The 15001-nt window shown below is 67.6% G+C and carries 17 protein-coding genes; 7 read left to right on the plus strand and 10 right to left on the minus strand.

What is annotated here, in order from left to right; translation table 11 throughout:
- The first annotated feature begins 48 nt into the window (after positions 1-48).
- Together O3139_RS00380 and O3139_RS00385 are read left to right on the plus strand one after the other, a co-directional pair.
- A complete protein-coding gene (locus tag O3139_RS00380) occupies positions 49-831 on the plus strand; it encodes a cytochrome b/b6 domain-containing protein (protein ID WP_269514916.1) in 783 nt (260 codons plus the stop codon).
- Positions 828-1598, plus strand: a complete 771-nt coding sequence (locus O3139_RS00385; RefSeq protein ID WP_269514917.1) for a molybdopterin-binding protein — start codon at positions 828-830, stop codon at positions 1596-1598. Before O3139_RS00380 ends, O3139_RS00385 begins: the two co-directional genes overlap by 4 nt.
- 139 nt (positions 1599-1737) lie before the next feature.
- On the opposite strand, the gene O3139_RS00390 is transcribed toward O3139_RS00385, so the two are convergent.
- Together O3139_RS00390 and O3139_RS00395 are read right to left on the minus strand one after the other, a co-directional pair.
- Entirely contained in the window at positions 1738-2784 is a 1047-nt protein-coding gene (locus O3139_RS00390; protein WP_269514918.1) for a ribonucleotide-diphosphate reductase subunit beta, read from the minus strand.
- 177 nt (positions 2785-2961) lie between these two features.
- Positions 2962-3525 carry a hypothetical protein gene (locus O3139_RS00395; protein ID WP_269514919.1) on the minus strand — a complete coding sequence of 188 codons (564 nt, stop codon included), beginning with the start codon at positions 3523-3525 and terminating at the stop codon, positions 2962-2964.
- A 313-nt stretch (positions 3526-3838) separates the two neighbouring features.
- Here O3139_RS00395 and O3139_RS00400 point away from each other — a divergent pair, with 313 nt between their 5' ends.
- A complete protein-coding gene (locus tag O3139_RS00400; protein ID WP_269514920.1) occupies positions 3839-4306 on the plus strand; it encodes a hypothetical protein in 468 nt (155 codons plus the stop codon).
- Between the two features lie 118 nt (positions 4307-4424).
- Here the strand turns inward: O3139_RS00400 and O3139_RS00405 are convergent, their stop codons facing one another.
- Together O3139_RS00405 and O3139_RS00410 are read right to left on the minus strand one after the other, a co-directional pair.
- The gene (locus O3139_RS00405) at positions 4425-5054 is read right to left on the minus strand and encodes a hypothetical protein (protein ID WP_269514921.1); all 630 of its coding nucleotides are present in this window, start codon (positions 5052-5054) and stop codon (positions 4425-4427) included.
- A 38-nt stretch (positions 5055-5092) separates the two neighbouring features.
- Positions 5093-5845, minus strand: coding sequence for a phosphatase PAP2 family protein (locus O3139_RS00410; protein WP_269514922.1), 753 nt, complete (start codon positions 5843-5845; stop codon positions 5093-5095).
- A 268-nt stretch (positions 5846-6113) separates the two neighbouring features.
- Between O3139_RS00410 and O3139_RS00415 the strand changes: the two genes are divergently transcribed.
- Together O3139_RS00415 and O3139_RS00420 are read left to right on the plus strand one after the other, a co-directional pair.
- Complete coding sequence (locus O3139_RS00415; RefSeq protein ID WP_420022360.1) at positions 6114-8009, plus strand: ribonucleoside-diphosphate reductase subunit alpha; 1896 nt, start codon at positions 6114-6116, stop codon at positions 8007-8009.
- Between the two features lie 220 nt (positions 8010-8229).
- Entirely contained in the window at positions 8230-9081 is an 852-nt protein-coding gene (locus tag O3139_RS00420) for a lipid A-modifier LpxR family protein (protein WP_269514924.1), read from the plus strand.
- Positions 9082-9197: 116 nt separating this feature from the next.
- On the opposite strand, the gene O3139_RS00425 is transcribed toward O3139_RS00420, so the two are convergent.
- The 3 genes from O3139_RS00425 to O3139_RS00435 form a co-directional block, all read right to left on the minus strand.
- Entirely contained in the window at positions 9198-10163 is a 966-nt protein-coding gene (locus O3139_RS00425) for a magnesium transporter CorA family protein (RefSeq protein WP_269514925.1), read from the minus strand.
- A gap of 29 nt (positions 10164-10192) precedes the next feature.
- The gene (locus O3139_RS00430; RefSeq protein WP_269514926.1) at positions 10193-10732 is read right to left on the minus strand and encodes a CHAP domain-containing protein; all 540 of its coding nucleotides are present in this window, start codon (positions 10730-10732) and stop codon (positions 10193-10195) included.
- 71 nt (positions 10733-10803) lie between these two features.
- Positions 10804-11907 (minus strand): acyltransferase family protein, encoded by a 1104-nt coding sequence (locus tag O3139_RS00435; protein ID WP_269514927.1) that lies wholly within the window; start codon positions 11905-11907, stop codon positions 10804-10806.
- Positions 11908-11953: 46 nt separating this feature from the next.
- Between O3139_RS00435 and O3139_RS00440 the strand changes: the two genes are divergently transcribed.
- Positions 11954-12406 carry a hypothetical protein gene (locus tag O3139_RS00440; RefSeq protein WP_269514928.1) on the plus strand — a complete coding sequence of 151 codons (453 nt, stop codon included), beginning with the start codon at positions 11954-11956 and terminating at the stop codon, positions 12404-12406.
- Between the two features lie 3 nt (positions 12407-12409).
- On the opposite strand, the gene O3139_RS00445 is transcribed toward O3139_RS00440, so the two are convergent.
- Positions 12410-12865, minus strand: a complete 456-nt coding sequence (locus tag O3139_RS00445; RefSeq protein WP_269514929.1) for a COG3650 family protein — start codon at positions 12863-12865, stop codon at positions 12410-12412.
- Between the two features lie 131 nt (positions 12866-12996).
- Between O3139_RS00445 and O3139_RS00450 the strand changes: the two genes are divergently transcribed.
- Complete coding sequence (locus O3139_RS00450) at positions 12997-14151, plus strand: DNA cytosine methyltransferase (RefSeq protein WP_269514930.1); 1155 nt, start codon at positions 12997-12999, stop codon at positions 14149-14151.
- Here O3139_RS00450 and arfB read toward each other — a convergent pair.
- Positions 14117-14518, minus strand: coding sequence for an alternative ribosome rescue aminoacyl-tRNA hydrolase ArfB (gene arfB / locus O3139_RS00455; protein WP_269514931.1), 402 nt, complete (start codon positions 14516-14518; stop codon positions 14117-14119). The genes O3139_RS00450 and arfB overlap by 35 nt on opposite strands.
- On the minus strand, positions 14515-14973 hold the full coding sequence (locus tag O3139_RS00460; RefSeq protein ID WP_269514932.1) for a YaiI/YqxD family protein: 459 nt from the start codon (positions 14971-14973) through the stop codon (positions 14515-14517). The genes arfB and O3139_RS00460 overlap by 4 nt, the downstream gene beginning before the upstream one ends.
- Positions 14974-15001 lie beyond the last annotated feature (28 nt).

Genomic DNA, 15001 nt, shown 5'->3' on the forward strand with positions numbered 1-15001 from the left:
CCGAACGGGCGGTCCTGTGAGACCGTCCGGGCCTTGGCGGAGGGATCGATGAGCGACGGAACGCTGGAAGCCTTTCCGGTCGAAGACGGCCCGCCGGATCACGCGGATCGCCCCCTGCCGGGCGGGCGCACCGACACCTATCGCCATCCGCCGCTGGTGCGGATCAATCACTGGCTGAACGTGACGGCGGTCGTCGTCCTGCTGATGAGCGGGGCCAACATCCTGCTGGCCCATCCGCACCTGTACTGGGGCGTGCGTTCGACCTTCGCCGATCCCTGGCTGAGCATTCCGACGATCCCCGACTGGCTGCTGATTCCGCAGGGGCGGAACCTGGCCGAGGCGCGGACCTGGCATTTCTTCTTCGCCTGGGTCTTCGTGATCAACGGGCTGATCTACCTGGCCTATGGCTTCGCCTCGAAACGGTTCGGACGGCGACTGTGGCCGACCACGGACGAGCTGAAGGGCACCTGGGCCTCGGTCAAGGAGCACGCCCGCTTCCACTTTCCAAAGGACGAGGAGGCCCGGACCTACAACGTCATCCAGAAGCTGACCTATGTGACGATCATTCTGGTGGTCCTGCCGATGATGCTGATCACGGGGCTGTCGATGTCGCCGGGGTTCAATGCGGTGGGCGGCTTCCTGCTGGACATCATGGGCGGTCGGCAGTCGGCGCGGACGCTGCATTTCCTCTCGGCCGGGCTGATCATGGGGTTCATCGTCGTCCACGTCTTCCTCGTCTTCTGGACCGGCTTCCTGAACAACATGCGGGCGATGATCACGGGCTGGTTCGTGCTGGAGCCGTCGGACCATACCAAGGGGGATGCGGCATGAGCGGGACCCCGATGAACCGCCGGTCCTGGCTGGGCCGGGTGCTGGCGACGGCGGGCGTTATGGCGCTGGCCGGTTGCCAGAGGGCCAGCGACGCCGGGGCGAACCTGCTGGTCAGCGCCGAGGCCCTGACCCGTCGTGCGCAGCGTCTGCTGATCCCGCGCGAGGCCCTGGCCCCGGAATACGACGTCTCGGAGATCAGCCCGGACTTCAAGCCCAACGGCTCCATCTCGCCGGCGGCGGCGGACTATGTGGCGCTGCGGGACGCGGGCTTCGCCGACTACCGGCTGGAGGTGGGCGGTCTGGTCGAGCGGCCGTTGAGCCTGTCGCTGGCCGAGCTGCGGGCGCGCCCGTCGCGGACCCAGATCACCAAGCACGACTGCGTCGAGGGCTGGACGGCGATCGGGCAGTGGACCGGGGTCCGGCTGGAGACCCTGCTGGACGAGGCGGGGCTGAAGCCCGAGGCCCGGTACATCGTCTTCCACTGCTTCGACGCCCTGACCCAGACCGAGGACGGGCCGCGCTACTATGAGAGCATCGACCTGGTCGACGCCCGCCATCCCCAGACCCTGCTGGCCTACGACATGAACCGGGAGGTCCTCGGCGTTCCCCACGGCGCACCCCTGCGGCTCCGGGTCGAGCGGCAGCTGGGCTACAAACAGGCCAAATACATCCGCCGGATCGAGGCCGTCGAACGCTTCGACGACATCGAGGGCGGCCATGGCGGCTACTGGCCCGACCGCGGCTACGCCTGGTACGCGGGGATCTGAGCCTGGAGCCTGATCGGCTGAGGTGGAATCGCTTCGCGATTCCGCCGATGCCGTGAATCAGGCTCAAGATATGAGCTGGAGCATGATTCACGCTTTCGGCTGGACCCACGACGTGGGTCCAGCCGAAAGCGATCATGCTCTAGCCTGCGACCATGCTCATGTCGCGACGGGCCATCAGCTTGTCGAACTCGCCCCAGACGCCATCGGCGCCGTGCCAGGCGCCGGTGGTGGCGGCCTTGGAGTATTCGGTGGCGCGCGCCTCGAAGAAGTTGGCGTGTTCGACGCCACTGAGCAGCGATTGCAGCCAGGGCAGCGGGTTTTCCTTGATGCCGTAGAGCTCGGGCAGCTTCAGCTGGCGCAGGCGCCAGTCGGCGATGAAGCGGATGTATTGCTTGATGTCCTCGGGCGTCATGCCCTGGACCTCGCCGGCCTCGAAGGCCAGGTCGATGAACTTGTCCTCCAGACCGACCACGGTGCGGCAGCATTCGACGATGTCGTCGGCCACGGCGGGCGTGACGCAGCCCGTTTCCTTGTTGAAGGCATGGTACAGTTTGATGATGCCGTCGCAGTGCAGGCTCTCGTCGCGGACCGACCAGGACACGATCTGGCCCATGCCCTTCATCTTGTTCTGGCGCGGGAAATTCATCAGCATCGCGAAGGAGGCGAACAGCTGCAGCCCCTCGGTGAAGCCGCCGAACATGGCGAGCGTCCGGGCGATGTCAGCCTCGGTCTCGACCCCGAACTGGCCCATGTAGTTGTGCTTGTCCCGCATGGCCTCGTATTCCATGAAGGCCCCGAACTCGCTCTCGGGCATGCCGATGGTTTCCAGCAGCAGGGCATAGGCCGCGATGTGGATGGTCTCCATGTTGGCGAAGGACGACAGCATCATCTTCACCTCGGTCGGTTTGAACACCCGACCGTATTTTTCCATGTAGTTGTCGGCGACCTCGATGTCCGACTGGGTGAAGAAGCGGAAGATCTGCGTCAGCAGGTTGCGCTCCCTGTCGTTCAGGTTCGCCGCCCAGTCCTTGCAGTCCTCGCCCAGCGGCACCTCTTCGGGCATCCAGTGGACCTGCTGCTGCTTCTTCCACATGTCGAACGCCCACGGATAGCGGAACGGCTTGTAGGCCGCCGAGGGTGTCAGAAGGCCAGGCAGGGCGGGCTTGATCGAGACGTGAGCGTTCATGGCATGACCGGAAATGGGAGCGGCGGGGACGAGTGGGCGACCTGGGACCCTATCCAACCCCAGAATCGATCCGAATGCTACGGGTAGATGGTTAACGATCCCCAGCCTCAACATCTTGTGTGAAACGGGGGAGCGTTTTGAGTCACGGTGACGCAGGCCGAGGTGACTCACCGTGACTCAGGCGTCGTCCGGCGCGTCGTTCCCCGGTGCATCCTGCCCGTCGCCGTCGTCAGCCATCGTGTCGTGAACGTGCTGCAGATACGCCGCGCGGATATAGTCGAGATCGCGGAAGGGCTGGCCATCCCATTCGATCCGGTGGGCCGCACGGTCGGTCAGCTGGGCCAGACGCATCCAGACCATGGCCTCCTGTGGCCGGTCGACGGCGGCCGATTCCGAGGCGCGCCGGAAGGCATAGTTCCGAAGGGTTTTCGGATCCGGGTTGAACAGCAGGCCGAAACGGGCGGTGGCCTCGGCCTCGCCCACCTCCTCCAGCGCCGGATCGGCCGCGATCGCCTCTTCCCGCGACGGCGTGCCGCGCATCCACGGCGGCGGCGGGGCCAGGCCCGTCGGCACGAAGTCGGAGCGCCGCCAGCCCTCGATGGCGGCACGCCTGCGAATGCTGCGTTCGGCCAGGCCGTGGCGCTCGGCCAGGACCGGCGCGCTGACGCCGGAGACGAACTCACGCCGGATCTGTTCCCAGTGTTCGGCGGTTGGGCGGGGGGTTTGAGAGACAGAGGTCATGCCCGCGAGTCTCGCACAGCCGGGATACAAGGCGCGTTCGAAGGGGTCCTGGCGGCGACGGACGTTGAAAAGGCCGGGCTTTTGAGCGTCAGTTGTCCGAACGAGAGGTCAGAAAGCGGACACGGAAGGGTCTGAAGGCACAGCCGGCGAACCGCCGCACACGGCCGTCCATGCACCAGGCGCGAACCGGCCGGGCGCGCTAGACAGTCCAATATGGTTAATATAACGCTGATCATGCCTCGAAAACGCCTTTGGAGTGATTTCGCTTCTGAGGGGAATACGCGGTCTTTCAGAGGGTTAGGGGAGCTATTTCATGGAACCAGTCTCGATGTTGGTCGCCACCATGCTGCTGGGCGGCATGGTCGAAGCGCCTGACGGATGCGCGCCGCATCCGCACTACGACGGTGAACTCTGCCCGTGTACGCACGAGGAGACCTTCTATGGCCCCTGGACGCCGGGGACCCCCTGGCCCCACGGCGCTCCGGGCGGCGGCTATGGCCCCCCGATCTATATTCCGGCCGGTCCGGCCATCCATGTGACGTCGCCGGGAGCGCGCGTCTACGGTCGCCCGATCGAGGTCGCCGGTCCGGTGGTCTACATCTCGGGCCCGCCCGTCTATGTCGAAGCTCCGCCGATCCGCGTGGCCCCGGCCCAGATCTATGTCCAGCGTCCGGAAGTGCACGTGAACCCGTCGCAGATCCTGGTCGAGCCGCCGGAGGTCCACTTCTCGGACTGCACGGACGGCACCGTCTGCACGCCCGTCACGCCGGGCGGCCACTAAACCCCGAGGCGCGTCTGCGGGGCCCAAAGGCCCCGCCGGCGTCGTCGAAGGCCCCAAGACCCGGAACCCGGACGAGGCAAGGCGTCCGGGTTTTTCTGTGTCTGAAGGACCGGGCCTGTCAGCGGACCGGGGGAACCACGGCCTGGACGTTGACCGGTTCGGCCACCGGGGCGGCGCAGAAATCGCGGGCCTCGCGCGCCAGCCCCAGATAGCCGCCGTCCAGCGCCGCCCTGATGGCGTCGTCGCAGCGATCCTCGGCCAGCAGGCCCGTCACCGCTCGCTGCACCGTCTGATAGGCGACCTGGCGATCCCGCAGCGCGCGGGCGGCCCGGCGGTCGTCGGGCAGGCACAGGGACATCCAGCCGGCATCGGCGCAACGCGCCACAAGACCGGCCTCCCGCTCTGTCAGGATACCGGCCTCGGATCCGGCGGCGACGCCCTCTGTCGGGACGGTCGCGTTCGCGGGTGCGCCCGGGGCCGGGGTCGGAGCCGGTCCGGTCCGCGAGGTCAGTTCCAGTTCCGACGCGTCCCCGGTGAAGGGGATGATCTCCACGTCCGGCACCTGATAGCGGCAGACCCAGCGGCCCTGCTCCATGGCACAGGACTGCAGCGTGGCCTGAACTGCCTGGGGCGAAGCCGGGGTGGCCGCGGCAGCCGGGCCGGCGATGGCGAGAGCCAGCATCAGGCCGATCATGTCGATCCTCCCGCAGATGGGGTCGAAACGGGGGGCTTCGACCGTCAGGGACATAAGTTAACGCCGGGGCGGCGCGGCGACCTAGTGAAATTTCAGGTTTCGGCGACCGCCGGTTCGTCGACCAGGGTGGCATGGTGCACCGCCTGACGACGCTCCACCGCATAGCTGACCAGCCAGAGCGCCATGGCCCAGGCCGCGCCGACGCTCCAGCCTGCGAACACGTCGGTCGCCCAGTGTGCCCCCAGATAGATGCGGGTCAGGCCCACCAAAACCGCGATCAGAACGCCGACGCCGATGACATAGACCTTGAGCCTTCGGCGCGGGAAGGCGCGGGACAGCATGACGGCCAGGCTCAGATAGAAGACCGTCGACAGCAGGGCATGGCCGGACGGGAAGCTGGCGTTGATCGTCTCGACGGCCTGGAACTGAAGGGGCGGGCGGGCGCGTTCGAACATCGCCTTCAGTCCCTCCGAAAGGGTCACGCCACCCAGGAGGCCGAACACCAGCAACAGGGCCGACAGCCGCTTTTTCTGGATCACCAGAAAGATCACCGCGATCGTCGCGAACAGGCTCAGGACCGAGATCCCGCCGAGCGCCGTCAGGTCGTTGGCGGCGGTGGACAGCCACCACGGCCCCCAGGCGTCCGAGGGGTCGGCATGGGGCCGCATCGCCGACAGCACCCTTTGATCGAAGGCCTGGCCGTCGGCCTCGCGCATGTCATCGGCGAGTTCGGCGAAGATCGAGACGCCCAGGCCGATCACCAGAAGCGCAGACAGGGCGACGAATTCGGTCTGCGCCAGGCGAAAGGCGCGGCGAAAAAATCGGACGGGGGCGGAAGATGGCATTGGCGGCTAACGGTCAAGCTTGGATCGCGTTCCCGATCACGGATTCGTGACCGAGGATCATACAGGGCGTCGCGAGCCCGTCGCGCCCTTTTGCACAGGGTCATCCCCTGCGCCGAGGTGATTCGGAGCGAATTGCGGCGTCAAGCCCGTTGACGGGTCGTTAGGCATCTGCGCCCCATATGTTGGTTCGGGGAGTGCTTCGGCCACTAGATGCAGTGGTTGGAGCCAGGCGGCTTCACTTCGATTTTTGTTCAGGGCGATGACGATTATGGCTGGCGGCGAAGCGTTGAAGACGGTTGATTTTGCGGCGGTTCCCGGCGTGCCGCAGGGCGCGCCGACGCCCGATCGTCCCCATCTGACCGTTGTGCGCTCCATCGAACTCGACCGTTCCCGCGACGATCTGCTGACCGACTTCGGCAAGAAGACGCTGGAAGATCGCTATCTGCTGGCCGGCGAGAGCTATCAGGACATGTTCGCCCGCGTCTCGACCGCCTATGCCGACGACGCCGACCATGCCCAGCGCGTCTATGACTACATGTCCAGGCTATGGTTCATGCCCTCGACGCCGGTGCTGTCGAACGGCGGCGCGAACCGCGGCCTGCCGATCTCCTGCTTCCTGAACTCGGTCGCCGACAGCCTGGACGGCATCCAGCGCGTCTGGAACGAGAACGTCAGCCTGGCCTCGAACGGCGGCGGCATCGGCACCTATTGGGGCGGCGTCCGCTCGATCGGCGAGAAGGTGAAGGGCGCGGGCCAGACCAGCGGCATCATCCCCTTCATCCGCGTGATGGATTCGCTGACGCTCGCGATCAGCCAGGGCTCGCTGCGCCGGGGTTCGGCGGCGGTGTATCTGGATGTGCACCACCCCGAGATCGAGGAGTTCCTGGAGATCCGGAAGCCCTCGGGCGACTTCAACCGCAAGTCCCTGAACCTGCACCACGGCATCAACATCACCGACGAATTCATGGAGGCGGTGAAGGCCGGGACCGATTTCGCCCTGCTGTCGCCCAAGGACCAGGCGGTCATCCGCCGCGTCGATGCGCGGTCGCTGTGGCAGAAGATCCTCGAGATCCGCCTGCAGACCGGCGAGCCCTATCTGATCTTCTCGGACACGGTGAACCGCCAGATGCCGCGTCACCAGCAGGAGCTGGGGCTGAAGGTCAAACAGTCGAACCTGTGCAGCGAGATCATGCTGCACACCGGCCCCGACCACCTGGGCATCGACCGTACCGCCGTCTGCTGCCTGTCGTCGGTCAATGCCGAGATGTTCCTGGAATGGCGCGAGGAGCCCCGCTTCATCGAGGACGTGATGCGGTTCCTGGACAATGTGCTGGAGGATTTCATCACCCGCGCACCGCCGGAAATGGCCGCCGCCGTCTATTCGGCCCGGCGCGAGCGATCGGTGGGTCTGGGGCTGATGGGCTTCCACTCCTTCCTGCAGTCCCAGGGCGTGGCCTTCGAATCCGCCATGGCCAAGTCGTGGAACATGCGCCTGTTCAAGCACCTGCGCCGCGAGGCCGACAAGGCCAGCGTCAAACTGGCCGAAGAGAAGGGCCCCTGCGAAGACGCGGCCGAGCGCGGCGTGATGGAGCGGTTCAGCCACAAGCTGGCCATCGCCCCCACGGCCTCGATCTCGATCATCTGCGGCGGGACGTCGGCGGGCATCGAGCCGATCCCGGCCAATATCTACACCCACAAGACCCTGTCGGGCTCGTTCGCCGTCAAGAACCCCTATCTGGAGCAGTTGCTGGAAGGCTATGGCCGCAACACCGACGCCGTCTGGTCGTCGATCCTGGAGCACGAAGGCTCGGTCCAGCATCTTGATTTCCTGACCGACGACGAAAAGGGCGTGTTCAAGACCGCCTTCGAACTGGACCAGCGCTGGGTCGTCGAACTGTCGGCCGACCGCTCGCCGGAAATCTGTCAGGCCCAGTCGATCAACCTGTTCATCCCCGGCGACGTGAACAAGTGGGACCTGCACATGCTGCACTGGAAGGCGTGGGAGAGCGGGGTGAAGTCCCTGTATTACCTGCGCTCCAAGTCGGTGCAGCGGGCCGCCTTCGCGGGCGCGGAGGACAAGGCCGAAGCCGAGCCCGATCCCAATCAGCCCGACCTCTTTTCGGCGGCGCGCACCGACTACGACGAGTGCCTGGCCTGCCAGTAAGGCAGGGCCTGGACACGCGCGACTCGGTCGCTCACCGTTTGGGCGAAAAGGCCGCAAGACCCGCCCGGGCCTGATCCGGGCAGTCGGCCGGGAACCTGCCCGCCTGCCCCACGTTTGGCATCGGTCAGGACCGTGTCACAAAATCGCGGTTGGATGGTCCGGATTTTGGGTGCAGTCTGTGCGCCGTTAACGGGCTGTGGGAGGACCGTTGCCTTATCTGGTGCGACTTGCGTCGGGCGTAGCGTGTCTGGTGGCCCTGGCGGTCCCGGCCTCGGCCCAGACGTGGGTGAACCAGAACTGGTCGGACGATCAGCAGGCGACCGCCACCGACATCACCGCCCAGCTGAACAGCAGGCCCACCCTGGCCGTCGCACCCGAGGCCGGATTCGGTCCCGGCATCGAGGTGGCGGATGTCTTCGCTCCGGCGGAAATGCGCAACCCCTTCGCGGCCGCGACGACCCGGGACGTCTGGATCGAGGGCGATGGCTATGCCGACCGCCTGCGGATGCGGGCGCGCGGCGAACTGCGCCGCGCCGACGGTGCCCCCCTTCCCGTCTCGCCGCTGGACCACGGTGCCTTCGAGGCCGAGGGCTATGACGTCAGCTATTCACGCGGCTGGCCGGTCGCGCGCGGCTATACCGCCTCGGGACTGGAGGTCACCCTGACGCCGCACGCCGGCATCGGGGTCGGCGACCGGGGCGGGCTGGCGGAAGCGGGAGCCACGCTGAGGATCGGACGCGGCGTCGACCGGTTGGTTCCCGAGGGCAGTGCCGAATTCGGCCAGCGCGCGCGCTGGTATCTGTATGCCGCCGGATCCGGCACGGCCGTTGGCTACAATTTCGCCCGCAACCGGGACGGCGACTATGCCCGCTCGGGCGTCAGTCACGACAGCGGCAACTTCCTGGGGGACGCGTCGGTCGGCGTGGCGCTTCGCCGGGGCGACATGCAGGGCTCGTTCGGCATCGTCTACCGCGAAATAGAGGCGGAAGGGCTGCGCAGCGGCCGTGGCCTCGACAACGACGTCACAGAGGGTCTGGTGGCCTTCCAGCTGTCGATCAAGCCGCAGTGGTAGAATGCGAGGGATCAGGGATCAGGGATTAGGGATCAGGGAAGATGCTCCGGCCTGCCTGGTCTTGATTATGGTCCTAATCCCTAATCCCTAATCCCTCGCCCCCCAAACTCTCCCCCTCAGATCCAGCCCTTGCGCCTGAACCAAAGCAGCGGCAACACGGCCGAAACGGCCATGGCGACCAGGGCCATCGGATAGCCGCTGACCCAGCGCAGCTCAGGCATATGCTCGAAATTCATGCCGTAGATGGCGCCGATCAGGGTGGGCGGCATCAGGACCGCGCTGAAGATCGAGAAGACCTTGAAGATCGACGACTGTTCGATGTTGATGAAGCCGAGCGCCGCCGACAGCTGGAAATTGATCCCCGCCGCCACCGCCTGATTGTGCGAGATCAGGCTGGCGGCGTCGCTGGCCAGGGATTTCAGATGCTCGCGGGCCTCCGGGGCATCGTCCATCCGGTCGTCGAAACCGACGAAGGCGAAGACGCGCGCCAGACCGGCCAGACTCTGTTCGATGCGGGCATTGGCGATGTGGGCGCGACCCAGTTTGGTGACCAGATGCTCGAACCCGACCCGCTTGCCTTCGGAAAAGACGTGATTGCCGACGGCTTCGACCTTGGTCGTGGTCTTGCCCAGCACATCGGAGGCGCGGTCGATGATCGCCTCCATCAGGTTCAGGAACACCTCCAGCCCGGTGGCGCACAGCGAAGGGTCGCGCTCCAGCTTGTCGGTGAACTGGATGAAGGGCCGAGGGTCGAAATAGCGGATGGTGACCATGGGGCCGGCGGTCAGGACGAAGGTGACAGGATCGCTGCCCGGCAGGTCGGCGTCGCCGTTATGGATGATGTCGGCGGTGACATAGGTCGCGCCGCCCTCGCGATACAGCCGGCTGGAGGCCTCCAGCTCGCTCATCTCCTCGCGCGTGGGAATGGCGATGCCGAGCGCCTTTTCGACGGCCGAGTCCTCCGCGCGCGTCGGCTCGATCAGGTCGATCCACAGAGTGTCGGCCGGCATGATCCACGGGCCGACGACGTCGATCTCGACGGACTCACAGGCAGCGCAACCGGCGCGATAGAGGCGGATCATCGGCGTCGCCTCAAGGCCTGATCAGGCGATCAGGGCTGACCGGCCGGCGCGGTGGCGTTCGCAGCCATCTGGCGGCCGGCGTCATAGGCGTCACGCGCGCCGCTATAGATGAAGCCGTAGGTCGGATAGACGGTCGTGCCCAGGTCATGGATCGGGTTGTACCACACCTTCACCTGGCTCCAGTCGTTGGCGCCCGAGACGTCGACGACGGTCACATTCTCTTCCACCCGGCCCCGGCTGCCGCCCCAGTTGGCGTGGGTCACGCGGATGACGCGGTCGGTCAGGATGTCGGAAACGACGGCGACGTGGCCCCGGGTCATGCGACCCTCGGGACGGAACACCAGGACCGAACCGGTCTCGGGCGCGCGGCCGGTGCGGAACCGGTCGACCGCCTGGCTCCACCAGGTCCAGGCGTCACCGAAGATATTGATGCCAGAGAACATCCGCGCGAACGTCACGCACTGCCAATAGGGATCCTCGGCCTTCGCAGGCGTGGCCACCACGGCGGGGGCGAGCGCAAAAAGACCGAGGGTCGCCGCAACCGCGGCGGCAGTGAGCCGTTTCATCATGCTGGATTGTTTCCGACTGTTACGTCCGCACTATCCCTAGACGATAGTTTACGGCTCGTGAACCACCCTCTTCAGGCGAGCTGGGTGGCCTGCTGACGCACCCTGTGACGTTCTGCCCGGCGATCGGCGAGATCGCGCAGGACCCTTCGCGCCGGGCGTTCGACCAGATGATGGGCAATGGCAGCCACCACGGGCAGGGCCAGCACGACGGCCAGCCACACGAAGAGTTGTAGCTTCTTGTCCCCGGCCCCTGTGACGCGCGCGGCCAGGTTCACCGCCAGCAGTTGCCAGGGCACCAGCACCATATACACGGCATAGCTGATCTCGCCCAGATAGACCGCCGGACGCGACGCCAGCCAGCCGGTGTTGGGCAGGGAGGCGAGGGCGAGGATCAGCCCCCCGCCCAGCAACACCACAGCCCCATCGGGCGCGGCGAGCGATGCGGCGACGGCCATGGCCAGAACACACGCCCCCGCGATCCAGCCCGGACGCGGCAGGGTCCGGCGGCGGTGCATCAGATAGAGGGCACATCCCAGGGCGAAGCAGGGAACGATCCGCAGCGCCCCCCAGCGAATGGTCGCCTCGGTCAGGGAAAAGCCCGCCAGCGCCTGGAACGCGGCATACAGGCCGATCATGAAGGCGACGGCCCCGACCACCGCCAGCACGGGCCGGTCGCGCAGTCGCCAGGCCACAAGGGCGAAGGCGGGAAAGGCCAGATAGGCGAACCACTCCGCCGAGATCGACCAGGACGAATGGTTCCAGCCCGACTGCGGAGCCAGTCCCCAGGCGTGCAGCATCAGAAGATTGGCGGGCAGCGAAGGCCAGCTGAGGATATTGGCGTCGATCGTCATCCCCATGGCGACGGCGGCAAGGCCCAGCACCCCGACGCCGATCAGGGTCGCCAGATGCAGCGGATAGACCCGCGCGATCCGCGTCCACAGGAAGCCGCCATAGCTGAACCGCTTCTCGCCATGGGCGGCCAGATAGACGTGGCTGAGGATGAAGCCGGACAGGACGAAGAACAGCTCGACCCCCAGATAGCCCTTGGCCACCAGGGTCGGCACGACGGCGACATCCAGATTGGGCCAGAAGGCATACAGCACCACCCAGCCAGCCGCGAAGAACCGCAGGGCGGTCAGCGGGCGCAGATCAGGGGGAGCGGAACCGGAGCGCATCGCGCCACCCTGCATCCAGAGCGGTTCGGGAAGCGTTAAGGGCCCCATGATAGCGCGCGACACCATGCTGCAGGACCTGACGTTCGACGACCTGACGGCGCTCAGCGCCGCCGATGCCGGCCTGTCCCGGGACCCGGCGCGCATCGCCCTGACCGGGGCGCTGGGCCTGCTGGACCGGCATGCCGCGCGCGAAATCATGGTCGCCCTGTTCGACGCGGTGCCGGGGGCCGAGGCCGCCGCCCGGTCGGAGGGCGCGGCCCGTCCGAAGCGCGGTCTGTTCGGCGGGCTGATCGCCGGCGCGGGCGGCCTGTCGGGCAAGGCCGTGGCCGAGGCCATGGGTCTGCTGGATCAGCTGGAGGAGGTCGGGGTGTCGAAAGCCGATCTGAAGCGGCTGTTGCCCGCTGCGCGCGACCGCATCCGTGCCCGGACCGGCGGCGATCTTCTGGGCGAGGCGGTGCGCAGCGTTCCGGGCGTGGGGCCGCTGCTCGGCGACGCCTGACCCTTAAGCTGCCGGAGCCTGCGCCAAAGCTTCGGGCGTCGTGCCACAGCCGTTCAGAGTCTCCTCGCCGAGCTCGACCCTGGCCGTCAGCGGATACAGCCGGTCGCTCATGCCGTCCGAGCATTCGGTCGCGATCAGGGTCAGCACCACGGTCTGACCGGAATCGGTCGTGCCGGTGTAGACGGCCGTCGTGCCGGTCACGATCGGAGAGGCGACGGGGGCCTTGACCTCGGCCCCGTCCGGGCGGGTCAGAACCAGGTCCTGATCGGCGATGTCGATGGCCCAGAAGGGCTCGGTCCCCAGCACCCGCACCGGCCGGGCCAGGTCGACGCCACCGATGACGACCGGAGCTGTCACCGTCTCGGGCGCGGGCTCCGCCCCGGTCTCCGGGGGTTTCGAGCAGCCACCCGGGGCCGCCATCAGGATCATGGAGGTCAGGACGGGCAGGACGAGGCGCATCGGGGCTCTCCGGAAGATCAGTCGCGCGGGACGAGGCGGGGATAGCCCGTCGCGGCACCGACGCAAAGCCCGCCGTCCGACAGGGGGTCACGACGGTCGCACGATGACGGTCAGGCGCCTAACGTTGCGTGATGTCGATTCGCGATCGTCCGGCCCTCGGGGCCTATGAGTTCTTCGCCGGGGGAGGGCTTGCGGGTCTGGGCCTTCAGGGCTTCCGGACCCTGTTCGCCAATGACATGGATGCCGCCAAGGCAGCCAGCTGGCGGGCCAATCACGAGGCCGCCATCGCGGTCGGCGACGTCTGGGACCTGACGGCCGCCGATCTGCCGGGGCAGGCCGATCTGGCCTGGGCTTCGTCCCCCTGCCAGGACGTCAGCCTGGCCGGTGCGCGGGCCGGTCTGGGCGCGCACCGGTCGGGGGCCTTCTGGGGCTTCTGGCGGCTGATCGAGGCGCTGGAGACCGAGGGCCGCGCGCCGCCCGTCATCGTCATCGAGAACGTCGTCGGACTTCTGACCTCCGGCGCGGGTCGGGACTTCGGCGCGATCTGCGAGGCTCTGGCCGTGGCGGGCTATCGCGTCGGGGCCCTTGAGATGGACGCGGCCCACTGGCTGCCGCAGTCACGGCCCCGGCTGTTCTTGGTCGCGATGCGGGGCGTTTCGGGGCCGGTCGCGGCGAGACCCGTCGCGCCTTTCCATTCCGCGCGGGTCATCGCGGCGCACCAGCGCCTGTCCGGGCGGGCACAGGCCGCGTGGGTCTGGTGGTCCCTGCCCGCGCCGCCACGGCGCAACCTCGATCTGGCCGCCCTGCTGCAACCGGACGATACGGTGGGATGGCTTGCGGACGCGCAGACCGAAGCCCTGCTGGCCCTGACCGCGCCCTTGCATCGCGACCGGCTGGAGGCCGCCCGCGCGTCGGGCGAGCGACGCGTCGCGGCCGCTTTTCGGCGGGTCCGGATCGAGGCGGGGCGGAAGGTCCAGCGGCTGGAGCTGCGGTTCGACGGTCTGGCGGGCTGTCTGCGCACGCCGTCGGGCGGGTCCTCGCGCCAGTATGTGATCGTCTGCGAGGGCAGCAGGGTGCGTGCCCGCCGGTTGACCGGGCGGGAGGCGGCGCGGCTGATGGGGGTGCCCGACACCTATGTGCTACCGCGCGGCGAGACGGCGGCGCTGAAACTGATGGGCGACGCCGTGGCCGTGCCGGTCGTGCGGGCGCTGGGCGAGGGCCTGCTGCGCCCGGCGCTGGAGGGCTGCGCCCTCAGTCCAGGGTCGGCTTGCCCCGCCCCGACTTGATGTCCGAGCGCCGGGTCTTGCCGTCCAGCCGCCGCTCCTTCGACGCCCGCGTCGGACGGGTCGGGACGCGAAAGGTCGGGGCGATCGAGGCCTGGTCCACCATCTCCTGCAGCCGGGCGATGGCGTCGGCGCGGTTGCGCTCCTGGGTCCGGTGACGGACGGCGGTGATCAGGATGACCCCGTCCAGCGTCAGCCGGCTGCCCGCCAGCTTCATCAGCCGTGCCTTGACCGGATCGCGCAGCGACGGCGAGTTGACCACGTCGAACCGCATCTGCACCGCAGTCGAGACCTTGTTGACGTTCTGCCCGCCCGGACCGCCCGCGCGATAGAAGCGGAACTCCAGCTCCTCCTCCGGGATGACGGTCATGTCGGGATGCGCCTGGCCCTGACCACCGCCTGATCCAGCGCCTGCAGGAAGGCCGAGCGGTCACGGGGACCAAACGGCGGCGGGCCGGAGGTGGCCACGCCCATCGACCGCAGATGCTCGCCCACCATCCGCCCGGCCAGGGCCGAGCCGATCGAGTCCGGCGTGAACGGCTGACCGTTGGACTTCAGCGCCTGGGCCCCGGCCTTCAGGCAACGGTCGGCCAGGGGGATGTCGGCGGTCACGACGATGTCGCCCGGACCCGCCCGCTCCGCGATCCAGTCGTCGGCGATGTCGGGGCCGGCATCGACCACGATCTGTTCGATCCAGCGGTGGCGCGGGGTGTTGATCCAGCTGTTGGACACGACGAAGACATGCAGGCCGTAGCGTTCGGCCACACGATAGACCTCGTCCTTCACCGGACAGGCGTCGGCGTCGATGAAGATGCGGGGGGCCATCCGGTCAGGATAGCCCGCCCGCATCGTT

Origin of the sequence: Brevundimonas subvibrioides (assembly GCF_027271155.1) — a bacterium.
Taxonomy (GTDB): domain Bacteria; phylum Pseudomonadota; class Alphaproteobacteria; order Caulobacterales; family Caulobacteraceae; genus Brevundimonas; species Brevundimonas subvibrioides_D.